Origin of the sequence: Hyphomonas sp. (assembly GCF_017792385.1) — a bacterium.
Lineage (GTDB): Bacteria > Pseudomonadota > Alphaproteobacteria > Caulobacterales > Hyphomonadaceae > Hyphomonas.
The window spans coordinates 1,358,830-1,383,999 of the sequence record NZ_CP051230.1 but is presented as its reverse complement, the minus strand read 5'-3'; the positions used below and the strand labels follow the sequence as shown (position 1 = coordinate 1,383,999).

General features: G+C 61.2%; 32 protein-coding genes. 15 read left to right on the top strand and 17 right to left on the bottom strand.

Annotated features, from left to right (window positions below; all coding sequences use genetic code 11):
- Window positions 1-2: 2 nt before the first annotated feature.
- The 4 genes from HF955_RS06990 to HF955_RS06975 all read left to right on the top strand — a co-directional run bounded on the left by HF955_RS06990 (window position 3) and on the right by HF955_RS06975 (window position 3,415).
- Entirely contained in the window at window positions 3-515 is a 513-nt protein-coding gene (locus HF955_RS06990) for a hypothetical protein (RefSeq protein WP_291078832.1), read from the top strand.
- A gap of 112 nt (window positions 516-627) precedes the next feature.
- A complete protein-coding gene (locus HF955_RS06985) occupies window positions 628-1,641 on the top strand; it encodes a TRAP transporter substrate-binding protein (RefSeq protein WP_291078831.1) in 1,014 nt (337 codons plus the stop codon).
- Complete coding sequence (locus HF955_RS06980) at window positions 1,638-2,147, top strand: TRAP transporter small permease (RefSeq protein ID WP_291078830.1); 510 nt, start codon at window positions 1,638-1,640, stop codon at window positions 2,145-2,147. Before HF955_RS06985 ends, HF955_RS06980 begins: the two co-directional genes overlap by 4 nt.
- Entirely contained in the window at window positions 2,138-3,415 is a 1,278-nt protein-coding gene (locus HF955_RS06975; RefSeq protein ID WP_291078829.1) for a TRAP transporter large permease, read from the top strand. Before HF955_RS06980 ends, HF955_RS06975 begins: the two co-directional genes overlap by 10 nt.
- Here the strand turns inward: HF955_RS06975 and HF955_RS06970 are convergent.
- The gene (locus HF955_RS06970; protein ID WP_291078828.1) at window positions 3,412-4,413 is read right to left on the bottom strand and encodes a LacI family DNA-binding transcriptional regulator; all 1,002 of its coding nucleotides are present in this window, start codon (window positions 4,411-4,413) and stop codon (window positions 3,412-3,414) included. The genes HF955_RS06975 and HF955_RS06970 overlap by 4 nt on opposite strands.
- Window positions 4,414-4,660: 247 nt before the next feature.
- On the opposite strand from HF955_RS06970, the gene HF955_RS06965 reads away from it, so the two are divergent.
- Entirely contained in the window at window positions 4,661-6,613 is a 1,953-nt protein-coding gene (locus HF955_RS06965) for a sodium:solute symporter family protein (protein ID WP_291078827.1), read from the top strand.
- Entirely contained in the window at window positions 6,606-9,023 is a 2,418-nt protein-coding gene (locus tag HF955_RS06960; RefSeq protein WP_291078826.1) for a glycoside hydrolase family 3 protein, read from the top strand. Before HF955_RS06965 ends, HF955_RS06960 begins: the two co-directional genes overlap by 8 nt.
- 20 nt (window positions 9,024-9,043) lie before the next feature.
- Here the strand turns inward: HF955_RS06960 and HF955_RS06955 are convergent, their stop codons facing one another.
- On the bottom strand, window positions 9,044-10,198 hold the full coding sequence (locus HF955_RS06955) for an AI-2E family transporter (protein WP_291078825.1): 1,155 nt from the start codon (window positions 10,196-10,198) through the stop codon (window positions 9,044-9,046).
- 119 nt (window positions 10,199-10,317) lie between these two features.
- A complete protein-coding gene (locus HF955_RS06950) occupies window positions 10,318-10,488 on the bottom strand; it encodes a DUF1328 domain-containing protein (RefSeq protein ID WP_027838199.1) in 171 nt (56 codons plus the stop codon).
- Window positions 10,489-10,651: 163 nt separating this feature from the next.
- Between HF955_RS06950 and HF955_RS06945 the strand changes: the two genes are divergently transcribed.
- On the top strand, window positions 10,652-10,813 hold the full coding sequence (locus HF955_RS06945; RefSeq protein ID WP_291078824.1) for an entericidin A/B family lipoprotein: 162 nt from the start codon (window positions 10,652-10,654) through the stop codon (window positions 10,811-10,813).
- Window positions 10,814-10,930: 117 nt separating this feature from the next.
- Here HF955_RS06945 and HF955_RS06940 read toward each other — a convergent pair whose 3' ends face one another.
- Window positions 10,931-11,278, bottom strand: coding sequence for a hypothetical protein (locus HF955_RS06940; protein WP_291078823.1), 348 nt, complete (start codon window positions 11,276-11,278; stop codon window positions 10,931-10,933).
- Between HF955_RS06940 and HF955_RS06935 the strand changes: the two genes are divergently transcribed.
- Window positions 11,277-11,537: a hypothetical protein gene (locus HF955_RS06935; RefSeq protein WP_291078822.1), complete on the top strand. Its 261-nt coding sequence runs from the start codon at window positions 11,277-11,279 to the stop codon at window positions 11,535-11,537. The genes HF955_RS06940 and HF955_RS06935 overlap by 2 nt on opposite strands.
- Window positions 11,538-11,596: 59 nt before the next feature.
- Here the strand turns inward: HF955_RS06935 and HF955_RS06930 are convergent, their stop codons facing one another.
- From HF955_RS06930 to HF955_RS18445, 3 genes are read right to left on the bottom strand one after another with little or no spacing between them, the layout of a single operon-like run.
- A complete protein-coding gene (locus HF955_RS06930) occupies window positions 11,597-13,288 on the bottom strand; it encodes a histidine kinase dimerization/phosphoacceptor domain -containing protein (protein ID WP_291078821.1) in 1,692 nt (563 codons plus the stop codon).
- Window positions 13,278-13,874, bottom strand: a complete 597-nt coding sequence (locus HF955_RS06925) for a sigma-70 family RNA polymerase sigma factor (RefSeq protein WP_027838202.1) — start codon at window positions 13,872-13,874, stop codon at window positions 13,278-13,280. Before HF955_RS06925 ends, HF955_RS06930 begins: the two co-directional genes overlap by 11 nt.
- A 10-nt stretch (window positions 13,875-13,884) precedes the next feature.
- The gene (locus tag HF955_RS18445) at window positions 13,885-14,073 is read right to left on the bottom strand and encodes a NepR family anti-sigma factor (protein ID WP_036261672.1); all 189 of its coding nucleotides are present in this window, start codon (window positions 14,071-14,073) and stop codon (window positions 13,885-13,887) included.
- A 166-nt stretch (window positions 14,074-14,239) separates the two neighbouring features.
- Here HF955_RS18445 and HF955_RS06920 point away from each other — a divergent pair, with 166 nt between their 5' ends.
- Window positions 14,240-15,034 carry a response regulator gene (locus HF955_RS06920; protein ID WP_291078820.1) on the top strand — a complete coding sequence of 265 codons (795 nt, stop codon included), beginning with the start codon at window positions 14,240-14,242 and terminating at the stop codon, window positions 15,032-15,034.
- Window positions 15,035-15,120: 86 nt separating this feature from the next.
- Here the strand turns inward: HF955_RS06920 and HF955_RS06915 are convergent, their stop codons facing one another.
- On the bottom strand, window positions 15,121-15,273 hold the full coding sequence (locus tag HF955_RS06915; RefSeq protein WP_291078819.1) for a hypothetical protein: 153 nt from the start codon (window positions 15,271-15,273) through the stop codon (window positions 15,121-15,123).
- Window positions 15,274-15,307: 34 nt separating this feature from the next.
- Window positions 15,308-16,120, bottom strand: coding sequence for a Crp/Fnr family transcriptional regulator (locus tag HF955_RS06910; protein ID WP_291078818.1), 813 nt, complete (start codon window positions 16,118-16,120; stop codon window positions 15,308-15,310).
- A gap of 126 nt (window positions 16,121-16,246) precedes the next feature.
- On the opposite strand from HF955_RS06910, the gene HF955_RS06905 reads away from it, so the two are divergent.
- The 3 genes from HF955_RS06905 to HF955_RS06895 are packed head-to-tail and all read left to right on the top strand — an operon-like array spanning window position 16,247 to window position 17,654.
- Window positions 16,247-16,546 carry a hypothetical protein gene (locus HF955_RS06905; RefSeq protein WP_291078817.1) on the top strand — a complete coding sequence of 100 codons (300 nt, stop codon included), beginning with the start codon at window positions 16,247-16,249 and terminating at the stop codon, window positions 16,544-16,546.
- Window positions 16,547-16,549: 3 nt separating this feature from the next.
- On the top strand, window positions 16,550-16,948 hold the full coding sequence (locus HF955_RS06900; RefSeq protein ID WP_291078816.1) for a hypothetical protein: 399 nt from the start codon (window positions 16,550-16,552) through the stop codon (window positions 16,946-16,948).
- Window positions 16,949-17,006: 58 nt separating this feature from the next.
- Window positions 17,007-17,654 (top strand): hypothetical protein, encoded by a 648-nt coding sequence (locus HF955_RS06895; protein ID WP_291078815.1) that lies wholly within the window; start codon window positions 17,007-17,009, stop codon window positions 17,652-17,654.
- 7 nt (window positions 17,655-17,661) lie between these two features.
- Here the strand turns inward: HF955_RS06895 and HF955_RS06890 are convergent, their stop codons facing one another.
- The 7 genes from HF955_RS06890 to HF955_RS06865 form a co-directional block, all read right to left on the bottom strand.
- Complete coding sequence (locus HF955_RS06890; protein WP_291078814.1) at window positions 17,662-18,267, bottom strand: sigma-70 family RNA polymerase sigma factor; 606 nt, start codon at window positions 18,265-18,267, stop codon at window positions 17,662-17,664.
- Between the two features lie 16 nt (window positions 18,268-18,283).
- Window positions 18,284-18,406, bottom strand: coding sequence for a NepR family anti-sigma factor (locus HF955_RS18440; protein WP_367279756.1), 123 nt, complete (start codon window positions 18,404-18,406; stop codon window positions 18,284-18,286).
- Window positions 18,407-18,653: 247 nt separating this feature from the next.
- The gene (locus HF955_RS06885; protein WP_291078813.1) at window positions 18,654-19,532 is read right to left on the bottom strand and encodes a 3-hydroxybutyryl-CoA dehydrogenase; all 879 of its coding nucleotides are present in this window, start codon (window positions 19,530-19,532) and stop codon (window positions 18,654-18,656) included.
- Window positions 19,533-19,669: 137 nt separating this feature from the next.
- Window positions 19,670-20,119 (bottom strand): GtrA family protein, encoded by a 450-nt coding sequence (locus tag HF955_RS06880; protein WP_291078812.1) that lies wholly within the window; start codon window positions 20,117-20,119, stop codon window positions 19,670-19,672.
- A gap of 47 nt (window positions 20,120-20,166) precedes the next feature.
- On the bottom strand, window positions 20,167-20,868 hold the full coding sequence (locus tag HF955_RS06875) for an SDR family oxidoreductase (RefSeq protein WP_291078811.1): 702 nt from the start codon (window positions 20,866-20,868) through the stop codon (window positions 20,167-20,169).
- 91 nt (window positions 20,869-20,959) lie between these two features.
- Complete coding sequence (locus tag HF955_RS06870; RefSeq protein WP_027838210.1) at window positions 20,960-21,889, bottom strand: electron transfer flavoprotein subunit alpha/FixB family protein; 930 nt, start codon at window positions 21,887-21,889, stop codon at window positions 20,960-20,962.
- On the bottom strand, window positions 21,889-22,635 hold the full coding sequence (locus tag HF955_RS06865) for an electron transfer flavoprotein subunit beta/FixA family protein (protein ID WP_027838211.1): 747 nt from the start codon (window positions 22,633-22,635) through the stop codon (window positions 21,889-21,891). Before HF955_RS06865 ends, HF955_RS06870 begins: the two co-directional genes overlap by 1 nt.
- Before the next feature lie 253 nt (window positions 22,636-22,888).
- On the opposite strand from HF955_RS06865, the gene HF955_RS06860 reads away from it, so the two are divergent.
- From HF955_RS06860 to HF955_RS06850, 3 genes are all read left to right on the top strand, one after another.
- A complete protein-coding gene (locus HF955_RS06860; RefSeq protein WP_027838212.1) occupies window positions 22,889-23,647 on the top strand; it encodes a YebC/PmpR family DNA-binding transcriptional regulator in 759 nt (252 codons plus the stop codon).
- A gap of 100 nt (window positions 23,648-23,747) precedes the next feature.
- Window positions 23,748-24,368 carry a hypothetical protein gene (locus HF955_RS06855; protein ID WP_291078810.1) on the top strand — a complete coding sequence of 207 codons (621 nt, stop codon included), beginning with the start codon at window positions 23,748-23,750 and terminating at the stop codon, window positions 24,366-24,368.
- Between the two features lie 5 nt (window positions 24,369-24,373).
- Window positions 24,374-24,685 (top strand): transcriptional regulator, encoded by a 312-nt coding sequence (locus HF955_RS06850; RefSeq protein ID WP_291078809.1) that lies wholly within the window; start codon window positions 24,374-24,376, stop codon window positions 24,683-24,685.
- Window positions 24,686-24,687: 2 nt separating this feature from the next.
- On the opposite strand, the gene HF955_RS06845 is transcribed toward HF955_RS06850, so the two are convergent.
- A complete protein-coding gene (locus HF955_RS06845; RefSeq protein WP_291078808.1) occupies window positions 24,688-25,131 on the bottom strand; it encodes a GNAT family N-acetyltransferase in 444 nt (147 codons plus the stop codon).
- Window positions 25,132-25,170: the final 39 nt, after the last annotated feature.

Here is a 25,170-nt window from a genome sequence, read left to right as displayed (position 1 = left end):
CCATGAAACCAGCCATACATGTTTTCGTTGCTGCCGGCCTGCTCGCTGCCTGTGGCGCTGATCCCGCGCCATCCGATCACGGCCAGAGCGACATTGTCACCGAACTGGCGCCGGAAGACCTGCCCGGCCCGGTTCAGGCTGCGGTGTCCGCAACCATGCCGGACATGACCGTGATGGAAGTGCTGCGCAAGGAGCGCGGGGATCGTGTTTATTTCGATGTCGAGGGCGAACGCGCGGACGGGTCGGAAATCGAACTCGACATCCTGTTTGCCGATGGCGTGGCCGAAGTCGTCGAAATCCAGCGTGACCTGGCCTGGGCCGATGTTCCCGGTGATGTCCGCGATGCCGCCTTCGAGGCCGGTGCGGCCGAGCCGGTGCGCATCATCGAGAGCGTCCAAACGGATGGCAGCATCATCTATGAACTCTTCGCAGACGGGATGCCAAGTGATCCGGCCATGGAAGTGAAATTCCATGAAGGACAAGTTGAAGTGCTGACCGAACGCTGGCCGCACTAATCTGCGCCAGACACCCTTGCAGAAAAAATGACACCGGTTACCATAGACAAATACCGTAGGAGCTGCCTCCTTGTGAGAGGCCATTGATAAGGCCGTACCGGGGAGGAGAGTCATGAGGCGGGACGTGTCCCAGTTCAACATCACGCGCAGGCAGTCCATGCTGGCGCTGGCCGCTACAGCGGGCGTCGCCGCCTGCGGGGCGAGGTCGGGCCGGGATCTGCTTGGCGCTGACTCCCACCCGGATGGCTATCCCACCGTGGAGGCGGTGCGGGAAATGGGCCGCCTGCTTGATGAACGCAGTGGCGGACGTCTGCGCATCAAGATGTATGCCGGAGGCCAGCTCGGCTCCGAGCGCGACACGCTGGAAATCACAACCTTTGGCGGCCTGGATCTCAATCGGGTAAATCTGGCCCCCCTGAATTCGATCGAACCCCTGACGACCATCCCGGCCCTGCCCTTTCTGTTCTCGTCCACCGCGCATATGCGCATGGCGCTGGACGGTCCGGTCGGAGACAGGATTCTTGCCTCTCTGGAACCGCACGATTTGATCGGCCTCTGCTTCTATGATTCCGGGGAACGCAGCTTCTACAATACACGCAAGCCGATCCTGACGCCGGACGACATGGCTGGTCTGAAGATTCGTGTGCCGAATTCTGATCTGTATGTCGCCATGATCCGGGCCCTCGGTGCCGACGCGACGCCCATGCCGCTCGGCGAAGTCTATCAGGCACTCGTTCAGGGCGTCATTGACGGCGCGGAGAACAATTGGCCCTCCTTCGAAAGCGGGCGCCATTTCGAGGCCGCCCCGTTCTACAGCCTGACCCGCCATATCATCGCCCCGGAAGTCCTGGTCATGTCGGCGAGCCGCTGGCGCAAACTCTCCGATGAAGACAAGACGCTCGTGCGCCAGGCAGCGCGGGACTCCGTGCCCTATATGCGGGGCCTGTGGGATGCCCGCGTCGCAGCGTCCCGGGAAAAGATCCTCGCATCGGGCGTCGCCGTAAACGAGGTGCAGGATCTTGGCGCCTTTCAGCAGCAGATGCGCCCTGTCTGGGACCGGTTCGTCAGGACAGACCTGCAAAAGGAACTGGTTGCGGAGATCGAAGCCATGAGGCCCGGAACATGATCGGCACACTGACACGGATAACGCATTTCGCGGCCGACTGGCTGGTCCGCATATCTGCCGTCGGACTGGTATTGATGACAGCCATCATTGGCTGGCAGGTGTTTGGTCGCTATGTGCTGAACTCTACCCCGTCCTGGTCGGAACAGGCCTCTTTGGCCCTCATGATCTGGTATGTGTCTCTCGCAGCGGCGGCAGGCGTGCGGGAAGGATTTCACATTCGTATTGTGGCGCTGGAGAACGCTGTGGGAGCCAAGACCCGGCTCTGGATGCGCATTGCCTCGAACATCATTGTCGGCGTGTGCGGCATCGCCATGCTGGTATGGGGCGGCCAATTGGTTGTGAAGACCTGGAGCCATGTCATTCCCTCGCTCGGCATTCCACGTGGCCTGGCCTATCTCGGCCTGCCGATTGCGGGTGCGCTGATGGCGCTGTTCTCGCTGGAACGCATCTTCGAGGAAGTTTCAGGCGAACAGGTTGAAGACGAGGAGGACCCGAGATGGAGCTGATCATTCTCGTCAGTGTGCTGGTGGTTCTGCTCGCGTTGGGTGTGCCCGTAGCCTATTCACTGCTCGGTTCGGCCATGGCCACCTTCCTCGCGCTCGACCTGCCCATGGTGGTCGTCTTCCAGCGCATGGCGGCAGGTGTCAGCGTGTTCACCCTGATGGCCATTCCCTTCTTCATCTTTGCCGGAGACCTGATGTACCGGTCCGGCATCGCCAAACGTCTTGTCGAAGTTGCCGAAGGGGCATTCGGCCGGACACGCGGCGGGCTGGGTCTCGTCAATGTAGGCGCGTCCACCATGTTCGGCGCAGTCTCCGGATCCGCCATCGCCAGCGCGTCCGCCATGGGATCAACCCTCATGCCGCTGATGCGCGAGCGGGGATATGAAGGCGACTATACAGTCAATGTCACCGTGACAGCCGCTATTGTTGGCCTGCTCATTCCGCCATCGCACAACATGATCATCTATTCCGCTGCCAGCGGGATCGGGGTCTCCATCGGAGACCTGTTCCTGGCAGGCATCGTGCCCGGCGTGATGACCGCCGCATTGCTGATGTTCGTTGCCTGGCGCGTGGCGGTCCGGCGGGGGTATGCCAGCGGCGCCTTTCCGGGCTGGCGCACCTTTCTGCGTGCGCTCCTGTTTGCCATACCCGGCCTGATGACGGCCATCATCATCATGGGGGGCATCCTGTCCGGCATCTTCACGGCAACCGAATCCTCCGCGATCGCCGTAATCTACACAATTGCCATCGGGGCATTTGTCTACCGGACGCTTGGCTGGAAGCGCTTCTCCGAAGCGGCCATGCAATCCGTCAAGATCACCTCCATGGTTCTGCTCATCATCGGCGCAGCCACCGCCTTCGGCTATGCGCTTGCAATCCTGGAAGCGCCGGCAAAACTCGCCGACATGATCACCTCGGCCACCAGCAATCCCATCCTGGTCCTGCTGATCGTGAATGTGATTCTGTTGGTCCTTGGCACATTCATGGACATGTCGCCCCTGATCATCATAACGACGCCGATCCTGCTGCCAGTGGTGATGGAAGTGGGCGTGGACCCGGTCCATTTTGGCATCGTCATGATGCTGAATTTGGGTATCGGTCTTGTCACACCCCCCGTCGGGTCGGTCCTGTTTGTCGGGTCCGCCGTCGGAAAGGTGCCTGTGGAAGAGGCCGTGAAGACGATCTGGCCCTTCTATGGGGCGCTGCTTCTGGCGCTGATGATCATCACCTTCGTGCCGGCCCTGTCGCTGACCCTGCCGAACCTGTTCTAGCCAATCGGCACCACGCTGGCCCGTTCGACCAGTTGGGTCGGCAGCATCTCGTGCTGCGCCTGCAGCGGCCGGCCTTTCAGGATGTCGCACATCAGCACCATCGCCTTCTCACCGATGCGCTCGGCCGGCTGCATCACCGTGGTGAGGGGCGGCGTGCAGTACTTCCCGAACTCGATATTGTCGAATCCGGAGATCGACAAATCGTCCGGCAGGGCCAGGCCGAGCTCGTGCGCCGTTCGGATCGCCCCGATGGCAATCTCGTCACTCATGCAGAACAGGGCCGTCAGGTCTCGGCAGCGCGACAGGAGACGCGCCGCTGCCGCCTCTCCCCCCGCCATGGAATAAGGCCCGTATTCGATAAGGCCCTCATCCAGCGACAAACCCAGTTCGGCGAGGGCGTCTCGAAACCCGGCGAGGCGCGCCTGCGTCACTAGCCGGTCCTCCAGTCCGGCCAGCACACCGATCTGCCTGTGCCCGCCCGCCAGCAGGTACCGCGCCATTGAGGCGGCAGCCTGCCGGTCATCAATCCCGACCGTGGGATGGGGGCCGTGCGGGTCCGCGCTGATGGCCTGCACAAAGGGGATCGCGCAGGCCAGTCCCGCCGGATGCAGCTCGCTCAAGGGGCGCTCACCCAGCTGAATGACGCCGTCGGCGCGATAGGTTTCCACCATTTCCACACCAATGCATTCGGTCGCTGCCGCATCGCCCGTATCCGACACGATCAGGTTGTAGCGGTTCTCGGCGGCCACCCGTTCAATGCCCGACACGACCCGGGCGAAGAAGACATTTGCCAGGTCCGGTACCATGACCAGCACGGTATTTGTCCGCTTTTCCCGGAACAGCTGCGCCAGGGAACTCGGCTTGTATTTCAGCTCCTCTGCCGCCGCCAGCACCCGTTCCAGCGTTTCGCCGGACAATTTCCCAGGGTCGGAGAAGGCACGGGAGACAGTCGCGGGTGACACGCCAGCCCGCTTCGCAACATCCCTGATTTGCGCCATTCCGGCCTCCCACGCGCCCTGCAGCAGCTCTCTTCCGGATCCGGGGCCGACAGGGTCGACACACCGGTTCCCTGCCCGCATCAAACACCATCATGCCTTGCAATGAAACCGGTTGTATTGAATGCTCTGTCAGGTCAGGCTCGCTCAGAACGATGCCGGCAATCGCCTGTAGGGGCAACAGAAGAGGGGCTGCCGGACCGGAACTGCTCCTCATCGGGAGGTGCGGTGTGCAAGCGGGGCGAGCGGGATGAGTCTCCACCCAGTCGATATGGCGATCATTGCGGCCTATATCGGCCTGACCCTGCTGATCGGGTTCTGGATATCCACGCGCGCCTCAAAAGGCCTTCGCAGCTATTTCCTGGGAGGCAACCGATTGCCCTGGTACGCGCTCGGCCTGTCCAATGCGTCCGGCATGTTCGATGTGGCCGGCACGATGTGGCTGGTCTCGATCCTCTTTGTCTATGGCCTGAAAAGCATCTGGATCCCGTGGCTGTGGCCGGTCTTCAACCAGATATTCCTGATGGTCTTCCTGTCGATCTGGCTGCGCCGGTCCGGGGCGATGACCGGGGCCGAATGGATCACTTTCCGGTTCGGCGACGGAATGGCCGCCCGCCTCAGTCATCTGATCATCGTGCTCTTCGCCCTGATCCTGGTGCTCGCCTACATGGCCTATGGCTTTCTCGGCATTGGCAAACTGGCCGCCCAGTTCATTCCGCTGGACCTCGCCACCCTGCTGCATCTGGACATGTTCCTGCCGGACGCCCTCAAAGTGGCCGATCCGGGCGCCGACATATTGGCGCGCCGGGAGGCCGCCATGGCGTCCCTGAACGAAAAGGCATTCGGGGTCAGCCTCGTCTTCCTGACCGCGCTCTATGTGATCAAGGGTGGCATGTACTCGGTTGTGTTCACCGAAGTCCTGCAATTCCTCGTGATGACCATCGCCAGCATCGGCGTCGCCGTCATCGCCATCATGCACGTCTCTCCAGAGGCACTCACGGCGGCGATTCCCGATGGCTGGCAGAATCCCTTTTTCGGATGGGAGCTCGGTCTCGACTGGTCCAGCCTCCTGCCCTCTGCCGAGACCAAGATCGCACAGGAAGGCTATTCCCTGTTTGCCATCTTCTTCATGCTCGTCCTCCTGAAGGGCATCTTCACCTCCCTGGCCGGCCCGGCGCCCAATTATGACATGCAGCGCATCCTGTCCGCCCGCTCGCCGGTCGAAGCCGCGAAGATGAGCGCGCTGGTCAGTCTCGTGCTCAATGTGCCGCGCTACCTCCTGGTCACCGGCCTGACCATTCTGGCGCTGGTCTATTTCAGCCCGTTCCTGCACGAGATGGGGCCCGATGCCGACTATGAGGCGATCCTGCCATTCGCCCTGAGGGAATTCATTCCGGTCGGCCTGCTGGGCCTGACCCTGGCGGGATTGCTGGCGGCCTTCATGTCCAGCCTTGCCGCCCCCCTGAACGCGGCGCCCGCCTATGTCGTCAACGACATTTATCGCAAATATGTCCGCCCCGATGCGCCGGAGAAAACCTATCTCCGAATGAGCTATATCGTCTCGACCGTGTTCGTCATTGTCGGCACATTGTTCGGCCTGTTCCTCAACAGCATCGACATGGTGATCAAATGGATCACGGCGGGGCTGTATGGTGGCTACACCGCTGCCAATGTCGTCAAATGGTATTGGTGGCGAATGAATGGCTATGGCTATTTCTGGGGCATGGTCACCGGCATCGTCTGCGCGCTCGCCATTGGCCTGCCGCAAGTCCGGATAGATCCGCTGCAGGCCTTCCCGGCCTTCTTCCTTGCCTGCCTCGCTGCCGTGATTGCCGGATCGCTCCTCACAAAGCCGACGGAGATGCCGACACTGGAAGCCTTCTATCTCAGGACCCGCCCGTGGGGGCTTTGGGGGCCGGTGGCAGATTCGCTGGCACAGCAGGGAAGGCCGGTCGCGCGGAACACCGACATGAGGCGCGACCTGGTCAATGTCTGTGTCGGCATCGTCTGGCAAACCGCCCTGATCTGCACCCCGGTCTTCCTGGTCATCCGCGACTGGCCGAAACTCGCCGTCTCCCTGGGTCTGGTACTTGTCACCAGCCTGTTCCTGAAACGCTTCTGGTATGATCACCTGCGCGATCATCCGGAAGACTCTCCCCTGGCGGGCAATGCGGACAAGGGCGCGCCGACCGCAAATGCCTGACCCCATCGCACCCCCGCTCACCCTGTCTGACTGGCCCGCTCCGGCACGGGCCCTGTCTCTCTGCCCCCGGACAGAATCACTGATCACCAGGCTCCTGAACTGGCTGACACCCGCGCAAAAGGTCGGCCAGATCATTCAGGCCGACATCGCGTCCGTTACGCCTGAGGATATCGCAACCTATCATCTTGGCGCAGTCCTGAATGGTGGCAACTCTGCCCCGAACGGCAAGCAAACAGCGCGCCTCTCAGACTGGCTGGACCTGGCCGATGCTTTCTGGACCGCTTCCATGCGGGCGGACGGGCCGCGCATCCCCGTATTGTGGGGCACGGACGCGGTTCACGGGCACAATAATCTTCTGGGCGCCACCATCTTCCCGCACAATATCAATCTGGGCGCCACACGGGACCCCTCTCTGGTCGAGCGTATCGGGGCAGCCACGGCGCGGGAAGTCCGTGCCACCGGGATGGACTGGACGTTTGCCCCCTCGGTCGCCGTGGCACGCGATCTGCGATGGGGTCGCACCTATGAATCCTATGCCGAAGATCCCGCCCTCGTGGCCGAGCTCGGCGCAGCCCTCGTGCGCGGCCTGCAAGGAAACCCTCTGTGCAACGGATTTCTCGGGCCGGACCGGATCATCGCAACTGCCAAACACTTCATCGGGGATGGGGGAACCCTGGACGGCCGAGATCAGGGAGACACGCCGGCGACCGAACGCCAACTAAGAGACATTCACGCCCCCGGCTATCAGGCCAGCCTCGCCGCAGGCGTCCAGACCGTGATGGCGTCATTCTCCAGCTGGCAGGGCCGCAAGATGCATGGGCACAAGGCCTTGCTGACCGATCTGCTCAAAACACACTGGCAATTTGACGGTGTGGTGGTTGGCGACTGGGACGGACACGGACAATTGCCGGACGCCTCCACAACCGATTGCCCGGATGCTCTGATGGCCGGCCTCGACATGTACATGGCGCCGGGCAGCTGGAAAGGCCTGCACGCCTCCTTGCTGGGCCATCTGCAATCCGGGCGCATCACCTTACACCGTCTGGACGATGCCGTTCGACGGGTTCTGCGCCTGAAATTCCGCGCCGGATTGTTCGACGCCCCGAAACCCAGTTCACGTATCAGCGGCAGCCCGCTCCGCTTGCTTGGATCGCAGGATCATGCGGACCTTGCCGCCGAAGCGGTCCGGAAATCGGCTGTCCTGTTGAAGAATTCAGACCGGCTTCTGCCCCTTAATCCGGCGGGAACAATCCTGGTGTCTGGATCGGGGGCGGACGATCTGGGCATGGCATGTGGCGGCTGGACCTTGTCCTGGCAGGGGGAGCGTCTTGACTCGCGTGACTATCCTTATGCCGAAACCGTGCTGACCGGCATTCATCGCATCGTGCGCACTGCCGGGGGCAAGGTGTTGCACCGTCCGGACGGACGGTTTCGACGGCGGCCGGATGTGGCCATTCACGTGTTCGGGGAACGCCCCTATGCCGAATTCCGGGGCGATCTCTCCACCTTGGACGACCGGTCAGGATATCGGCGGGACGCGGAAATCCTTCAACGCCTTCGCAGCGCGGGCATCCCGACGCTTGCGATCTTCCTGTCAGGGCGTCCGCTCTGGATCAATCCGGAACTGAACGCCGCGACAGCGTTTGTCGCCGCCTTTCTTCCCGGTACGCGCGCCGGCGCGCTGGCGGACCTGATCTTTGCGCCGGGAGGGACGGCGACCCACGACTTCACCGGCAGGCTGCCCTTCGCCTGGCCGGAATTTGCTGATCAGTATGGCCCCGAAACCGGTCCGGGTCGCCTCAACCCCCTTTTCCCGTTTGGATACGGATTGTCATTGGGCGATGGTGGATCGCTCAGGACGCTGCATGAAGACAGCGTTGTGACCCAGCCCGATCACGGCACCATGTTCGCACATGGCATGACCGCCGGCAGCTGGCAGGTCCGCGCCGGTGCAAGGGGCACGCCCTATCGCTGGGCCGGGAAGGCTCAGGGCCCCGTACCAGACGGGTTGACCCTGCGTGCGGCGGACCTTGGGCAACAGGAAAACGCCATCGAGATGGTATGGTCCGGCAGCGGTGACACGGATCTGGTGTTCACTCATGCCGCTCTGGACCTGACCCGCGAAGCCAATGCCGGCTTTTGTCTGGCCATGACCCTCGCGCGCGGCTGGGGTCGGCACGATGCGCCCAATATCGCCCTGGTCTGCGGGTCAGGTCGGCAGGAGCTCGGGAACGTCTTCGATCTCCCGATCGTCGAACGGTCGCGTTCTGCCCGGATCGTTGAAATTCCCCTGAAAGACCTGGTGAAGAATGGCATGGACCTGTCAGGCGTTGAAGGCGTGGCCCTCTGGTCAGACAAGCCGGCCCGTCTGGTCCTGTCCCATCTCGGCTTCGCCATGGGGCGCGGCTAGACGGCAGGTCAGCCCGAACGTCATGCTTCTTCGGCGGCGGACCTGTCTTTCTGGCGGAACACGAATTTCAGCAATCGCGAATCGGATCCCGACAGATCATCCCGGTCGCCCAGGAATTTGCCGAAGGATTCGAGGCCATTCACATTGTCCGACACGACCTTGGCCATCAGCAGGATCGGCGTCGAGAGCAGCATGCCCATGAACGACCAGACCCACGCCCACAAGGCAAAGGAGATGAACACGACCACCGCGTTCAGCTTGAGCCGCCGCCCGACCAGGACGGGGGTCAGGAACTGGCCCTCGATTGTGTTGATGATCCAGTACAACAGGGCCGGAAGGATGGCCTGTATTGTCGAATCGAATGTGACCAGCCCGGTCACCAGCGTGATGGAGATGCCGCCGATCGACCCGATATAGGGAATATAGTTGAGCAGGAAGGCTCCCAACCCGAACAAAAGCGGATTGGGCATGCCCGCCAACCACATGACCAGTCCGATAATCACGCCTAACGTCGCATTTATGGCGCTGATCGTGAACAGATAGGTCGACAACTGGTTCTCGATGGTTCTCGCAGCTGCAAGCGCGCGACGCTTGTCCTTCAGCTTGGGCATTACCTGCACCAGTTTCTCATAGAACATGTCACCCGATGCCATGAGGAAGAAGCTCAGCGTGAGCGTAACAACCAACTGGCTCACCACGGCCGGGGTTGCCTGGGTCATGACGCTGACAAAGCCCGGCTCTCGCAGGGCGACGGTCTGCTGCTTGTTCTGATTGGTCAACGCATCAATCTGGTCCCCGGCCTTGAGCACGGGTTCGATCGTCCCGAACAATCCGCTAAGCTCGCGGCGCACTTCCTCGGCAAAGGTCGGAGCGTCAATCAGATATTCCTGCAGCGCTTCCGAGATAAAGTAGAACAGGACACAAAATACGATCAGCAGGCTTATCATGATCATTCCGGCAGCAGCGCTGGACGGAATGCCGAACCCCTCCAGGACACGGCGAACCGGGCTGAAGGTCAGTGCCAGGACGAATGCCGAAATGATTGGCACGAAGACACCTTGCGCCAGGCTGAGGGCGCCCAGCACGAGAATCCAGAATATCCCGGTAATGGCCCAGTTGCGGACCACTTCCCGGCTATCGGGTCCATGCTCCTGGCTGGCCGACGGATCTGTCACTGTTTGATTTCCACCCTGTTCTGTCTGCCTGATCTACGCGCAGCATGGGTCCAGGTTCCGCCCATGAAAAAGGCGTTGCCTCGGGGCAACGCCTTTTCGAAGACGATCTCGCGTCATTGTCAGACGCTTCGACCACGAACTGCACGCGCGACAAACGACAGCACCAGCAGGACGAGGAATACGAAGAACAGGATCTTGGCGATACCTGCCGAAGCGCCAGCAATGCCACCAAAACCAAGAACGGCAGCGATCAGCGCCAGAACGAAAAATGCGATTGCCCAACCGAGCATGATGAAAACTCCTTCTCTGTAGAACAGACCGGCAAGCGCGCCGGCGTGATGCCCATACAACCCGGAGACTCACGGCTCGGTTCCCGAATATTTTTTGCTCCGGATGCGGAACCCGCCGCCGCGCAGACCGTTTGTCAGCAGCTACAAGCGGAAAGGAATAGTCATGAAGAATACGATCAAGATTGCCAGCCTCGGCGCCCTCGGTGCTCTCGCAACGCTGCTCGCAGCCTGCAACACCGTCGATGGCGTCGGCAAGGATGTCGAAGCCGGCGGTGAAGTTATCCAGGACACTGCCCGCGATGTCGAGGAAGACATCAACGACTAGTCGGATACCTGGTCCGAAACAAAAACACGCCCGATCCCGGGCGTGTTTTTTTTGTGCCCGGATGTCGACGGACACGTTCAAGTAAGGGGGACCGGAGAAATTCTGGTTCGGGAAAGACTACTTGCTGTAGCTGATCAGCAGCACTCGGGTGCGGCGCGAGCCTCTTATCAGGTCATGGTGCCGGCGCAGGCATGTCCAGACCTGTCCAAGCCCTATGATCAGAACAGAAATCATTGTGGCGAGACTGTTGGGCCCGTTGAACTTACCCAGCACACCGATCTGAGAGAGGAAACCGCGCGAGCGGCGCTGAATGTCGATGCGGGGGCGGGGCAGGGTCTTCATGCCCAATACTACGCATGGCCAGGGCGCGGGTTCCCGGCCCGGATTCGTCGCCGGCAGATGAGCCTTGCGGAACCGTATCGCCACCTTCGCGTTTGGTTTGCGAAGCTGAAAGGAGCCAGTCATGAGAAAGATCATTCTTGCCTCGGCATTGATGGGATTGGGCGCACTCGCCGCCTGCGACGCGAATGAGGAACCGGACGAGATCAACATCACGGTCGAAGAGCCGGACACGCTGTCGGAGAATTTCGAGGAAGCCGGTGAGGCCATCGAGGATGGCGCCCGGCATGCCGCAGAGGAAATCGAAGCCGCCGGTGACGAAGCCGAAGCCGCCGTGAATGATGCCGGCGAAGCGATGACCGAGCCGACCGACAATCCGCAATAGTTTCCCGCTCTCGTCTTGTCGAAAAGCCCGGCCTGCAAAGGCCGGGCTTTTTCGATGCCTCAAAGTTCCATGACCAGGCGGTGCGTCGTCCCCTGCCCCGCTCGTGCTTCGGTCGTGAAGTCGGCGGCCAGCTGGCGGGCAAAGGCAACCATGAGCTTTGACCCCAACCCCTCGGCGCCGGTGGCAGCGGCGTCATAGCCGAGCCCCGTATCGCGAATCTCGAGTGTCACGGTTTCTCCGGCCTTGGTCAGCGACACTGCAACCTCTCCCCCATCCTCTTCGAACGCGTATTTCATTGCATTGGTGACGGCTTCCACAATGAACAGCGCCATCGGAATTGCGTCATCGGCGTCACGCTGAATCTCGGCATAGGACTGAACCAGATTGATGCCTGCCTCTGTCATGCCGAGTGCGTCCGACAGATGGTTGAGCAGTCCGGTCAGGAAGGGCCGCATGTCCACGCTTTCAAGCCGCTCATTCTGGTAGAGTGTCTGGTGGACAATCGCCAGAGCATCAATCCGGTGGCGGGTCGCGGCAATGGCTTCCTTGGCCTGCGGATCTTTCAACTGGCGCCCCTGCAGATTGAGGAAACTGGTCACGATCTGGAGATTGTTCTTCACCCGATGGTGAATCTCCTTAACGGCCGCATCGCGTGTGGCAATCGCATCCTTCAATTCCTGGTCGCGCTCGTCGATGTCCTGGGCCATGACTTCCATGGCCCGGGCAAGGCTCCGGATTTCCGACGGGGCATCGACAAAGGAATTGCCTGCCTTGAACTGGTATCGTCCGGCGCCATAAATGCGGACGGTACGGGTAAGACGCGAAATCCACCGCAGGACCAGCCCGTCAATTGCCATCCACGCGGCCAGAAGCGTCACCGTGAAGGCCAGCAGCGGCAGGCCGAAAGAGGTGGCCGGCCGGACGAAGATATCGTTCCAGAGACCATAGGCCGGGCGCGTGATGACCGCGAAAATATTGGTGTTGCCCACCGGCCGCAGGACAACGTCGACGGACGTCCCGTCGGTTTGCTCGACCCGGTAGAGATGCGCCTCGCGCGTCGTCTTCACTTCCTCGATCCATTCCGCCGGGATGGGGCCCACCATGGGGTCGCCGAAGACGCGGCCGCTCTCATCGGCAATGGACATGGAAACGTTTTCCGGCAGATAGCCAGTGCGCACCAAATTGGCGAGTTCGCTCGCGCCGAGCGCAAATGTATGAATTCCGGAAAACGCTCCGGACTCGTCTTCCACCCGCTTGTTCAGGGCAAAGATCCACTGGTCGCTGGCGGATCCGTAGAACGCGTCGCTTCGCGCCAGCTCGTCCGCCCCGGCCCGCAGCCGGTCATGCAGCAACCGGTTCTCCGGGCTCAGCTTGGGCGTCCCGACCGCAGAACATTCCACCTCGCTGGTTTCGTCGAATGCGACAACATTGGTCAGGGATGGCAGATGAACCGACAGTTCGCTGAACACACCGCTGCATTCGCCGGCGTTCAGCCTCGGTTCGTAGAGGGAAAGCAGCAATTCGGCCTGCTGCAGGGACTGGTTCACACCATCGATGGCAGCGCCCGCCACGATCACCAGGTTTCTCGCCTGGCTCTCGCGGGCATCGCTCGCATCGATATAGGCCTTGAACGCAGACAGGAGCAGGACCGGCGTCAGCGCTGCCGCCAGCGTCAGGACCAGCCGGTTGCGCAACGGGGACGCGCTGGCGGCGATCCCTCCTTCGTTTATCTCGTCATCCTTATCCGACACCGGCAATATCATCCGCTTGCCGCATGATATCGTTGAACGCGTCCTCTGCCTTGATGCCGGAATCGTCGCTGTAGCCTGCGCCGTTCGATTCGAGAATCTCCATCACGGCCTTGCGGGCGCGTGACACACGGCTCTTGATCGTGCCCACGGCGACGCCGCAAATGTCGGCTGCCTCCTCATAGGGCAGGCCGCCTGCTCCCACGAGTATCAGCGCTTCCCGCTGATCGACCGGCAACATGGCCAGCGCATTGCGCATGGCGAGCAGGTCGAGGGAATCGGACGGATTGCTGTTGGACACGAGCGTGGCTTCGGCCACTTCCGGATCCAGCGGCGTGCGACGCCAGGACCGGCGCTTTTCGGAATAGAAGACATTTCTGAGGATGGTGAAGGCCCAGGCCTTCATGTTTGTACCGGCCTGGAAGGATTCGCGGGCATTCCACGCTTTCAGCATGGCATCCTGCGCCAGATCGTCGGCAAGAGTCGCGTCACCGCACAAACTGCGGGCAAAGGCGCGCAGGTGCGGGATCAGGTCGGCCAGTTCGCGTTTGAACTCGGCGTCGCTCAGCTTTTCCGTATTGTCTGTCATGGACCCCTCCTCAGGATTTTTCTGAGGTGGAAGATGGCCGCGCCTTGTCGGCTTCCTCGAGAAGCCGCAAGAATTCGTCGGGCACATCCTCTTGGGCGACTTCGTCATATACGCGGCGCAATTGTTCCCCAATGCGCTGCGTCCGCCTCTTGCTTCCGAGGTCGGGTTTGACGGAGTTCGAGCGTCCGTTCCTGTCCATTCCGTCTAGTCTGTCCTGATTCACGATATAACTACCTACTATATAAGTCTGACAATGAAACAACCGGACGCGATAAAGGTTCCAAGACGGCGCTGTTTTTTGCACTATCTTGGAACCAACACCGTTTTCATGAATTATTAATGCGGCTCCAGAAGAGAGGTTCCCCATGAGTTTGGTAAAATCCTTTGCGCCCCACTTGCCGTTTCTGCGACGGTATGCGCGTGCGCTGACCGGCAGCCAGGAAAGCGGTGACGCCTATATCCGGGCCTCGCTCCAGGCACTGGTCGAAAACCCCGAAGTCGTTGAAGATAAAGAAGATTCCCGTCTGTCCCTGTATCGCTTCTTTCATGTGATCTGGGGCACGACCGGCGCCCAGCTTGAAGGCCGGGACCAGGCCGCCAATGATCCGGCTGACAAGCGCCTGCAGGCGCTCGCGCCGATCCAGCGCCAGGCCTTCCTGCTGACCGCCCTTGAAGGCTTTACCGCCACCGAGGCCGCCTACATTCTCGGCATTTCCGAAGAAGAGCAGCGTGCATTGGAACAGGACGCCCAGAAGGAAATCGAGGGCGAACTCGCCACCAAGGTGCTCATCATCGAGGACGAGCCGATAATCGCCGCCGACCTGGAAAGCCTGGTCGAGGATCTGGGCCATACGGTCACCGGCATCGCCACCACCCATCGCGAGGCGCTTTCCCTCTTCGGCGCCAACCCGCCCGGGCTGGTCCTGTGCGACATCCAGCTGGCTGATGGGTCTTCCGGCATCGATGCCGCCCATGACATCCTGGCCGATCATGATGTGCCGATCATTTTCATCACGGCCTTCCCGGAGCGTCTGCTGACGGGGGAACGGCCCGAGCCGACCTATCTGATCCCGAAGCCGTTCCAGGAGAACACCGTCAAGGCCGCCATCGGCCAGGCCCTATTCTTCCATCCGGCCAACACAGCCACGGCGGCCGCCTGACAGGACGCTGCCTGATCGCAAGACACAAAACGAAACGCCCGGCCGGAAGGCCGGGCGTTTTGCCGTTTGGACAATGCCTGCACCGATCAGAACAGGCCAGTGATCAGATACACCGCCAACATGCCGCCAAGCGCGAGGGCAATGCCTGCCCCCATTACGGTCAGCAGCCCGGTCCGACGGCGGCCCTGACGGACTTCAGTTGGGGAAACATCCTGTGGGTGAGACGTGGAATTTTGCATGATTTACTCCTGTTGAATTGTATTCATTGAAATCTCAGTCTGCCGGTCGAGGCAGGGGCGCAGCCTGTTCGGCGCGCCGGCTGTCCGGCCCGGGCACACCATTCATGTGGCCGTTTCGCGCCGGGGCGACTCCGAGATCGAGCCGCCGTATATGAAGATAGTCCGTATCGAACTGGGACAAGTCGGACAGTCTGTCCCGATCGATGATCGTGATCTGCCCGCGCGACTCGTCAATTAGCCCGGCGCGGCGCAGCGCCGACATTGTGCGCGAGACATGCACCGGCGTAAGACCCAGCGCGTCGGCCAGATCCGTCCGGGTCAGGGGCATCGGCAAATGGTCTTCGGCGCCAGGCACTGCCGCACGCAGCCGGCGATTCAGCTCCAGCAGCAGGTGGGCGATCCGCTCCTTCGCAGAGCGGCGCCCGACGCGAACAATCTGTTCCCGCAGGATCGACTCCTCCTGAACAGCCGACCACCAGAAGGCCGCTGCGAAATCGGCGTCTGAGCGGAGTGCACGCAGGAACTGATCCGCATCCACTGTCGAAACCGTCGTCCGCGTGATGGCCGTCACCGTATGGTCTGCATTCACGCCAGCAATGACCTGCAGATCGAAGATGTCACCCGGCAGCATGAAGTTGACGATCTGCCGCCGCCCATCATCCAGCATGCGATACCGAATGGCCCAGCCATCCTCGATAAAGAACAGTTTCCGGGTTGGTTCGCCCACCCGGATGAGGTCGTCGCCGGACTGATAGGCCCGGGACTGCAGTTTCAGGCCGCCGGCCTTCTGCCACGTATCATCAGACAGGGTCGCATATTGGGACAGGCGGTTTCGCAGAACATTCATGGCTTGATAACGTGCACGGAGCAGCTTGGTTCCGCCAACGTCGCGCCCAGGCCCGCAAGGACCCGGCGGAACCAAAGCCGGTCATGCCCGTTGTACTGCTGCACGCGTAACATCAGGAGACCTGACGTGAACACCAAGACACCCAGTACACTCAAAGCCGAAACCGAAAACGATTATGCTGCGCTGAAGGACGATATTGCCATGCTCCGCAGCGACCTCAAGAATGTGATGGAAGACGTTCGCGGCCTCGCCAAGGTGAAGGCACAGGCCGGCGTCGAGAAAGGCAAGGAAATTGCCGACAAAGCCAGCGGTCAGTTCAAGGAAACCAAGTCCGAGGTCGAGGCGGAGATTCGCAAGAACCCCTTCGCAGCCGTCGGCATTGCATTCGGAGCGGGCCTGATCCTCGCCATGATGCGGGGCAAGTAATTCATGGATTCGACCAAGCTTCGGCTGTTCGCAGCTGTCGCCGGAATCATCAGTGGTTTCGGCGGCATGTTTGCTTTGTCCGTAGCCGGCGTATTGGCGCTGGCGTCGGTGATTGGGCTGACGGCTGCGTGCTTCGCAGTCGCCGCCATCCTGATCGCGATAGCGGCGACCATGCTCTACATTTTTCTGCTGCCATACCGGAAATCATCTGAGGAAATTGATGATCTGGAGGAAACGACCGCCAGCGCGCTGGCAGACCTGCCCTTCGATACGCTGAAATCTCTGGTCCAGAAATACCCGGTGTCCGTATCCGCAGGGGCGATGCTGCTGGGATACACGCTGGTCCGTGATCCAAGGACAGCAACGCGCCATGCACAGCGCCTGCTTCTGGGATTGCTCTAGGCCAGGATCAGGACAGGGCTGGAACATATCACCTCCCCTCCCTACCTATATGGGTGGAATGAGATCGTTTCTCCTCATCGCGTCCGCCGTCGGGGCCGGACTGGCATTTGGCCGTCGCTATCTTGAGCGCGGCGTATCTGATCGCAAGACCAAGGCGATCGAGGCTGCCGCCGTTGAAACGCGCAGGCAGATCAAACGCCATGCGGATGATTTCCTGAAAAGAAGCTTCAGGTCCTTCGCCATTGCAACCGGCATCAAGCTGGTCATTCTCGCCGCGCTCTGGACGCTGGCACATTTTGGCGTAATGGGCCGACCCTATTTCCTGTACGGCGTCATGGCCGTGCTCGCTGCATTCCTGCTTCGCGATTTCTGGGTGTCCTGGCCCTATGTCCGGCTCGGCATCGCGGAATTGTCCCGGTACGGCTGGCGTCCCCGGCGCGCGCTGGGGGAAGTGGTTGCAGGGCATGTGTTCCAACAGGTTCTTCAGGAGGCGCAATCGGTTCCGAAATCGCGCTCATCAACTGTCCTGCTGACTCTTGCCGGGCACAGCCGAGAAGGTCTGGAACATGACATCGCAACATCTGTTGCGGCGATAGCGCGGGATACGTCCTGGTCGGATCTCCGGCCATTCCTGATTTCGGCTGGTCTCAAGACCGGCGCGCTGATGGCGCTCTATTCTGTCTGTGTTTTCGCGCTGATGGCCTGATTTGCGCCTAGGCCGCCCGCGCCATGAGGGTTTCGGCCTGCACGATCAAGGCGTTCAGATTCGTTGCGTCCATCTGGCCGGATTGCGCCAGCGTGATCATTTGCGTGATGCCGTTCAATTCGTCGACCAGAACGCTGCGAGCGCGATTGACCCGGCTCTTCACCGTTCCCGGCGAACAATTCAACACAAGTCCGGCCTCTTCATAAGTCAGGCCCGCAGCCAGCACGAGAATCACCGCATCACGCTGTTTCACCGGTAGAGAATAGATCGCCTGCACCGCATGGGATGCCTCGCTCATCATCTCGGCCGAACTGTGGTCCACCAGCATTTCCTCGAGGAAACCGGATTCGACATCCACATTCCGCCAGGCGCGGCGGCAATGCTGCAGATACTCATTGCGCACGATGCGCAGGATCCAGGGCCGCATCTTGGCCGTGCGGTCAAATGAATCTGCCGCGCCCCAGGCGCTCAGACAGGCCGACTGAACGATGTCATCGGCAAGGACCGGATCATGGCAAAGACTGCGCGCAAACGCGCGCATTTGCGGAAGCAGCGCTTCCAGCTCATCGACAAAGGACCAGTCGCCGGTCTGGAATGAGGTCGCATCGGTCATCGGGCGAGAACCCCAGTCACGAGTTTGACCGTTCGGACCCCTTCATGGAGTCCAGCAATTCGCGAAATCTGGGTGGAACCGGCTCGTTCAATACGTCGGAATAGACCTCCCGGAGTCGTGATCCCAGCGCCCGTGACATTTCTGAGGGTCCGGACACGTGCTGGCCGGCAGGTCTGCTGTGCGACGGTTTCAGGTCCATGAGACCTGCTTATCCCGACAGTGCGATAACAAACCATGAATGTCCCCAACCCACGAAATGAGACGTCTATATTATTGAATAGACCAGTCGCGGGTTAACGAATCGGAAATTACCTGAAATAGAATATTAAATAAACTTGAGTAATATTTCAGGTTCATGATTCCGGCTTTAGGGTCGTTCCGACCTGCTAGCGCGTCGGCACCGGGTCGTCGCCGGAATAGTCATAGAAGCCCTTGCCGACCTTGCGGCCTACCCAGCCGGCCTCGACATATTTCACCAGCAGCGGGCAGGGGCGGTACTTGGTGTCGGCCAGCCCGTCATGCAGCACTTGCATGATCGACAGACACGTATCCAGTCCGATGAAATCGGCCAGGGTAAGCGGCCCCATCGGATGATTGGCACCCAGGCGCATGGCCGTGTCGATGCTTTCGACCGTTCCGACGCCTTCATAAAGGGCATAGACCGCTTCATTGATCATCGGCACCAGGATACGGTTCACGATAAAGGCCGGATAATCCTCGGCATTGGTCGTGGTCTTGTCGAGCTTGGCGGCAAAACCCATGGCCATTTCATAGGTTTCCTGATCGGTCGCGAGACCGCGGATCACCTCGACCAGCTTCATCAGCGGCACGGGATTCATGAAATGCAGGCCGATAAACCGTTCCGGGCGGTCCGTGACAGACGCCAGGCGGGTGATCGAGATGCTGGACGTGTTGGTGGCGAGATAGGTGTCCGCTGGAACGATCTCGCAAATCGACCGGAATATCTGTTCCTTGATTTCGCGGCGCTCGGTGGCTGCCTCGATCACGAGATTGGCGGCTTCATGATCCTTCAGGACGGTGGTCGGCTTGATCCGGCCAATCGCCGCATCCATCGCCGCCTGATCGACCAGTCCCCGGCTGACCTGACGCGCCATGTTGCGCTCGATGGCCTGCATGCCATGGGTCAGCGCATCCTCTGAAATGTCACTGAGCACGACATCATATCCGGCCAGCGCACTCACATGGGCAATGCCATTACCCATCTGCCCCGCGCCAATTACGCCAATCGTCTTCAGGTCTGCCATATGTCTCGTCCGGAACGTGGTAAAAGTCAGGACTCATATCCTGTTTGTGCAGTGCGTCAAACACAAGTCCGCGTCGCAGTCGATCAACACGTGTCTCATCCCCTCCACCACGCCGGGACAGGGATGGGTCCGGCCTGTCAGGTACCGGGGCCGGCGGCGCCCTGATCGCGGAAGATGAAGAACCGGTTTAGTACGAAATTCGTGGTGAAGGAACAGGCTACCCCCGCGATGAAGTAGACAGTCACCCAGATGCTCTCGGGCTCCCGCCAGGCTTCCAGCGCGAAAATGACGGCAACCCGGACGAATCCGGACGTCACCAGAACGGCCAGATTTCCCACCAGACGCCGACCTGAGACTCCCGACGATGCCCGCCGGAACGTCCAGAATTCGTGCACGAAATAGAAGGCCAGGCCGACGGCCAGAAACGCGATTCCGGCCGCAACCGACAGGCTGAGGCCCAGTAAGTGAAACAGCGCCAGCGTCACCACATAGTCGAGCGCCAGAGCGGCAAGGCTGGCGGCGAAATACCGGATGCCTGGGCGCTCAAGCAGGGCGAGAATGGTCTTGGCCGGGGTCTGGTCGGTCATGGCGCCCAATTCGTTGCGGCAGCGCCTGGCGCAGGCCGGTGTGGTGCCTAGGCGGTATAGATCATTTTGCGCGTCATGCCACCATCCACGGTGAGAACCTGTCCGGTCACGAAGCCCGCGCCCGCCAGATAGGCAACGGCCTGCACGATATCCTGCACCTCGCCCACCCGTCCGGCCGGGTGCTGCGCATGGGCCGCTTCGGACAGCGCGTCGCCGGCGGAATTGACCCAGCCCGGCGCAATCGCATTGGCCCGGATATCCGGCCCCAGTCCGACCGCCAGCGCATGCGTCAGGCCAACCAGCCCGCCCTTCGCGGCAGCATAACCATATGTGTCCGGCTCCGACTGGAAGGCCCGTGTCGACGCCATGTTGATGATGCATCCCCGCGCCGCCCGCAGCGCGGGCACGCATTCGCGCACCATCAGGAAGCTGCCGGTCAGGTGAGGCGCGATCCAGTGGTTCCAGTCCGCAAGGCTCATCTCCTCGATCGGGCCGGAACCCGGATCCGCCGGGCCGCCATTGTTGACGAGCAGGTCAAGACGGGCGACCCCCACACGGGCCACCGCGGCGCGAATGCTGTCCTCGTCGGACAGGTCACAGCCAATAGTCTGGACCCCATCCTCCTCAAGTCCGGCCAGATTTTCGGTATCGATGTCGAGCGCGGCAACGCGCCAGCCCTCTGCGGCAAATTGCCGGGCAATCGCCCGCCCAATTCCGGAGGCAGCACCTGTGACAATGAGGGACTTCATGGGATCTCCTGAACAATTCTGACGCTGAAATGAAACAACCCGCAACTCCGGCTGGGAGTTGCGGGTTGAATTGAAACGCCTTGAAACGCCCCTAGAGGGCTTCGGTCAGCTCCGGCACGGCAGCGAAGAGGTCTGCCACGAGGCCGTAATCGGCGACCTGGAAGATCGGGGCTTCCTCGTCCTTGTTGATCGCCACAATGACCTTGGAGTCCTTCATGCCGGCAAGGTGCTGGATGGCACCGGAAATGCCAACGGCCACATAGAGTTCCGGCGCAACGATCTTGCCGGTCTGGCCCACCTGATAATCGTTCGGCGCATAGCCGGCATCCACGGCCGCGCGCGACGCGCCGACTGCGGCTTCCAGCTTGTCGGCCAGCGGCACGATCAGGCGGTCGAACTCTTCCTTCGAGCCCAGGGCGCGGCCACCGGACACAACACGTTTGGCGCCAGCCAGTTCCGGACGGTCGGACTTGACCATCTGCTCGGACACGAATTCCGACTTGAACGGGCCTGCGGGGGCTTCAGCGGTCTCTACAGCGGCAGAGCCGTCTTCGCCGGCCGCATCGAACGCCGTTCCCCGCACGGTGACGACCTTCTTCGCGTCGGACGATTTCACCGTCAGGATCGCATTGCCTGCATAGATCGGACGCTCGAACGTGTCGGTGTCGATGACATCGGTGATGTCGGACAGCTGCATCACGTCCAGCTTGGCAGCGATGCGCGGCGCGATGTTCTTGCCCATCGTGGTGGCCGGAATGAACACGGCGTCGTAGCCGCCCATCATCGGCACGACGAGCGCTTCCATGGCTTCCGCCAGTTGCTTGGCAACCGAGGCCCCATCCGCATGAACGACCTTGCGGACACCGGAAATCTTGGCGGCCGCTGCGGCCACATCACCAGCGCCTTCGCCGGCCACGAGCACATCGACATCACCGCCGAACTTGGCGGCTGCGGTGACAACTTTGTGGGTCGCGTCGTTCAGGGACGCATTGTCGTGTTCAGCAATAACCAGAACAGCCATTAGATCGCTCCTGCAGCTTTGAGTTTCGACACCAGCGTCGCGACGTCCTCGACCTTTTCACCGGCTTCACGCACCGGCGGCTCGGTCACCTTGACCACTGACAGGCGCGGCGAGATGTCCACGCCGTAATCGCCCGGCGCCTTCTCGTCGATCGGCTTCTTCTTCGCCTTCATGATGTTCGGCAGGGAGGCATAGCGCGGCTCGTTGAGGCGCAAATCGACCGTGACGATGGCCGGCGTGGCCAGTTTGACGGTCTGCAGACCGCCATCAACTTCACGGGTCACGGTCAGGGCGTCGCCGTCCTTCTCGATCTTGTAGGCGAACGTGCCTTGCGGCCAGTCCAGCAGAGCGGCCAACATCTGGCCGGTCTGGTTGGAATCGTCATCAATCGCCTGCTTGCCGAGCAGCACCAGGTCCGGGCTCTCTTCGGCAACGACCTTGGCGAGGATTTTCGCCACAGCCAGCGGCTCGACCGTCTCATCGGTGTTGATCAGGATGCCGCGATCTCCGCCCATGGCGAGCGCCGTGCGGATGGTTTCCTGAGCCTGTTTCGGGCCGATGGACACGATCACGACCTCGGTTGCCGTACCGGCTTCCTTCATGCGAACCGCTTCTTCGACGGAGATTTCGTCGAACGGGTTCATCGACATTTTCACATTGGCGAGATCGACGCCCGTCTGGTCGGGCTTGACCCGAACCTTGACGTTATAATCGATCACGCGTTTGACCGGCACCAGGACCTTCATACAACCGCTCCAGACATTTGTTGGATGTTAAACTCGTGTGGGCTGTGCCTAGCGCCCGCGATTGAAAGACGCAAGGTTGACGTTGACGTAAGTGTCAATTTGGCGCGGAAAAATTTGCAAGGCCCGGCCAATCGCGCTGCAAATTCGCATTTCCATGCCCGAAAAGCCGCTGCAGAGAGGCATCTTGGCCGCTGGGCAATCCTGCGCTACACGCCTTCCTTCTCTTAAGCAGACCGGGATCGACGAGGGCGATATGGCAGGCCACAGCAAATGGGCAAACATCCAGCACCGCAAAGGCGCGCAGGACAAGAAGCGCGCCGCGCTGTTTTCCCGCCTGTCCAAGGAAATCACCATCGCATCCAAGATGGGCGGGCCGGACCCGGACGCCAATCCGCGCCTGCGCCTGGCCATCCAGAACGCCAAGGGCCAGTCCATGCCCAAGGACAATATCCAGCGGGCGGTCGACAAGGGCCAGGGCGGCGGCGGCGAAGACTATGTCGACATCCGCTATGAAGGCTTTGGCCCGGGCGGCGTCGGCATCATTGTCGAAGCCTCGACCGACAACAAGAACCGCGCCGCAACCGAAGTCCGTACGGCCTTTTCCAAGAATGGCGGCAATCTCGGCGAAACCGGATCGGTCTCGTTCGGCTTCGACCAGGTCGGCGAGATCCACTATCCCCCGGAAGCCGGTTCCGAGGACGAGATCATGGAAGCGGCCATCCTGGCCGGCGCTCAGGATGTCGAGACCGACGCGGAAGGCCACTGGATCTACACCGCCCGCGAAGACCTCCAGACCGTTGCGGACGCACTGGTCGAGCATTTCGGTGAGGAGGTTGAAGCCAAATCCACGAAGCTGATCTGGAAACCGCAGAACACGGTTCCGGTCGAAGGCCAGGCGGCCGACACATTGATGAAGCTGCTGGACGTGCTCGACGATCTCGACGACGTGGCGAATGTCTATGACAATTCCGAATTGTCCGACGCCGAAATGGCCCGCCTCGCCGAGAGCTGATCTCGCTCAAATTCAAAATCCGGGCGCTGGCCTCGGGCTGGCTTGACATTTCCGCTTATCAATATACTTTGCATTTCAAAGTTATTTGCGGAGAACCAGAATGAGCCCCCAATCCCTGACCGATGATCTGGCCTATGTGCGCGACCTTGCCGAAGCGGGGCAGAAAGCGCCGCTGCTCGGCGGCCGCTTTCTCGCCTGGTGGGGCGGCCTGACGACGCTGGCCTATCTTGGCCATTATGCCATTGCCAGTGGCCAGTTCGGCCTGCCGCCCGTTTCCTTTGCCATCCTCTGGGTCGGCTATGTGCTGCTCGGCATGGGCGGGATGTTCCTGATGCAAGCGCGCTTTTCCAGCCACAAGCCGGGCGCGGCATCGGTCGGCAATCAGGTCTCGCGCATTGTCTGGCAGGCTGCAGGCTGCCTGCTCGGCGCCTATTTCACAGGCGCCTTCTTCGCCGCCTTGATCGGCCAGGGCACGGAGGCCTTCATGTGGTCGGTGCCCATGGTCATCGGCCTGTACGGTCTGGCGCAGTATGTTTCGGGCGTCATGGCGCAAAACCGCGTTCTCTCGGTCAGCGGCAGCGCCGCCATGGCAGCGGTCGTGCCGGCCGTCCTACTCATGAGCACACCTTATATCGTACTGCTTGGCTCTGCTGTGGCCGCCATATGCGTGTTGTTGCCCGGTGTGCTCCTGATGCGGAACGAACCCTCGGAAACGGTGTAGGTCCGATGACTGAGGAGAACCCCTTTGATCACAATGACATCGACGATGTGATCCATGGCCGCCTCCGGCTTGGGATCATGGCGTACCTGTCTGGCGTCAGCCCCGCCATTTTTGGCGAGTTGCGCGACAAGGTGGGCGCCACGGACGGAAACCTCTCGACCCATCTGCGCAAACTGGAAGATGCGGGCTATGTCGAACTCGAGAAACGCTTTGTCGGTCGCCGGCCCCAGACCCGGATCCATTTGACCGAAACGGGCCGGACCGCCTGGCTGGCGTGGCTTGACCGGATGCAGGCCCTGATGCGGGCCGCGGAATAGGGTCAGGGACCGATGAGACGGATCTGCTCGCGATTGTCGTCGCCGGTCCTCGCCATGACCCGCCAGCCGAGCGCCTCATAGGCCTTGCGCGCGGCCAGGTTCTGGGCATCGACATCCAGCAGCAGCGGCTGGTCCATCTCCTCCCGGCCGACCTGCAACAGGCCGCGTCCCACGCCGCACAGGCGCCAGTCCCGGTCAACGAACAAATGGTCCACATAGCCGGATTGCGGCCGCATCGTCATGAATCCCACGACACCCGCCTGTGGCTCTTCCGCCACCCAGGCCCGCGCCGTCGGAAGTGAATTGAACAATTGCCGCAAATACGGAGCCGCCGGTCCGCGCCACGGGAATTCCTTCAGGCAGTCACGGAACAATTGGTAGCAGGGGCGATAGTCCCTGCGTTCAAATTCGCGAATGTGCCAGCCGGCTCCGGGATGTACGTACATGCAAAAAGAGTGGGCCCGATCCTGCTTCGGGTCCACACC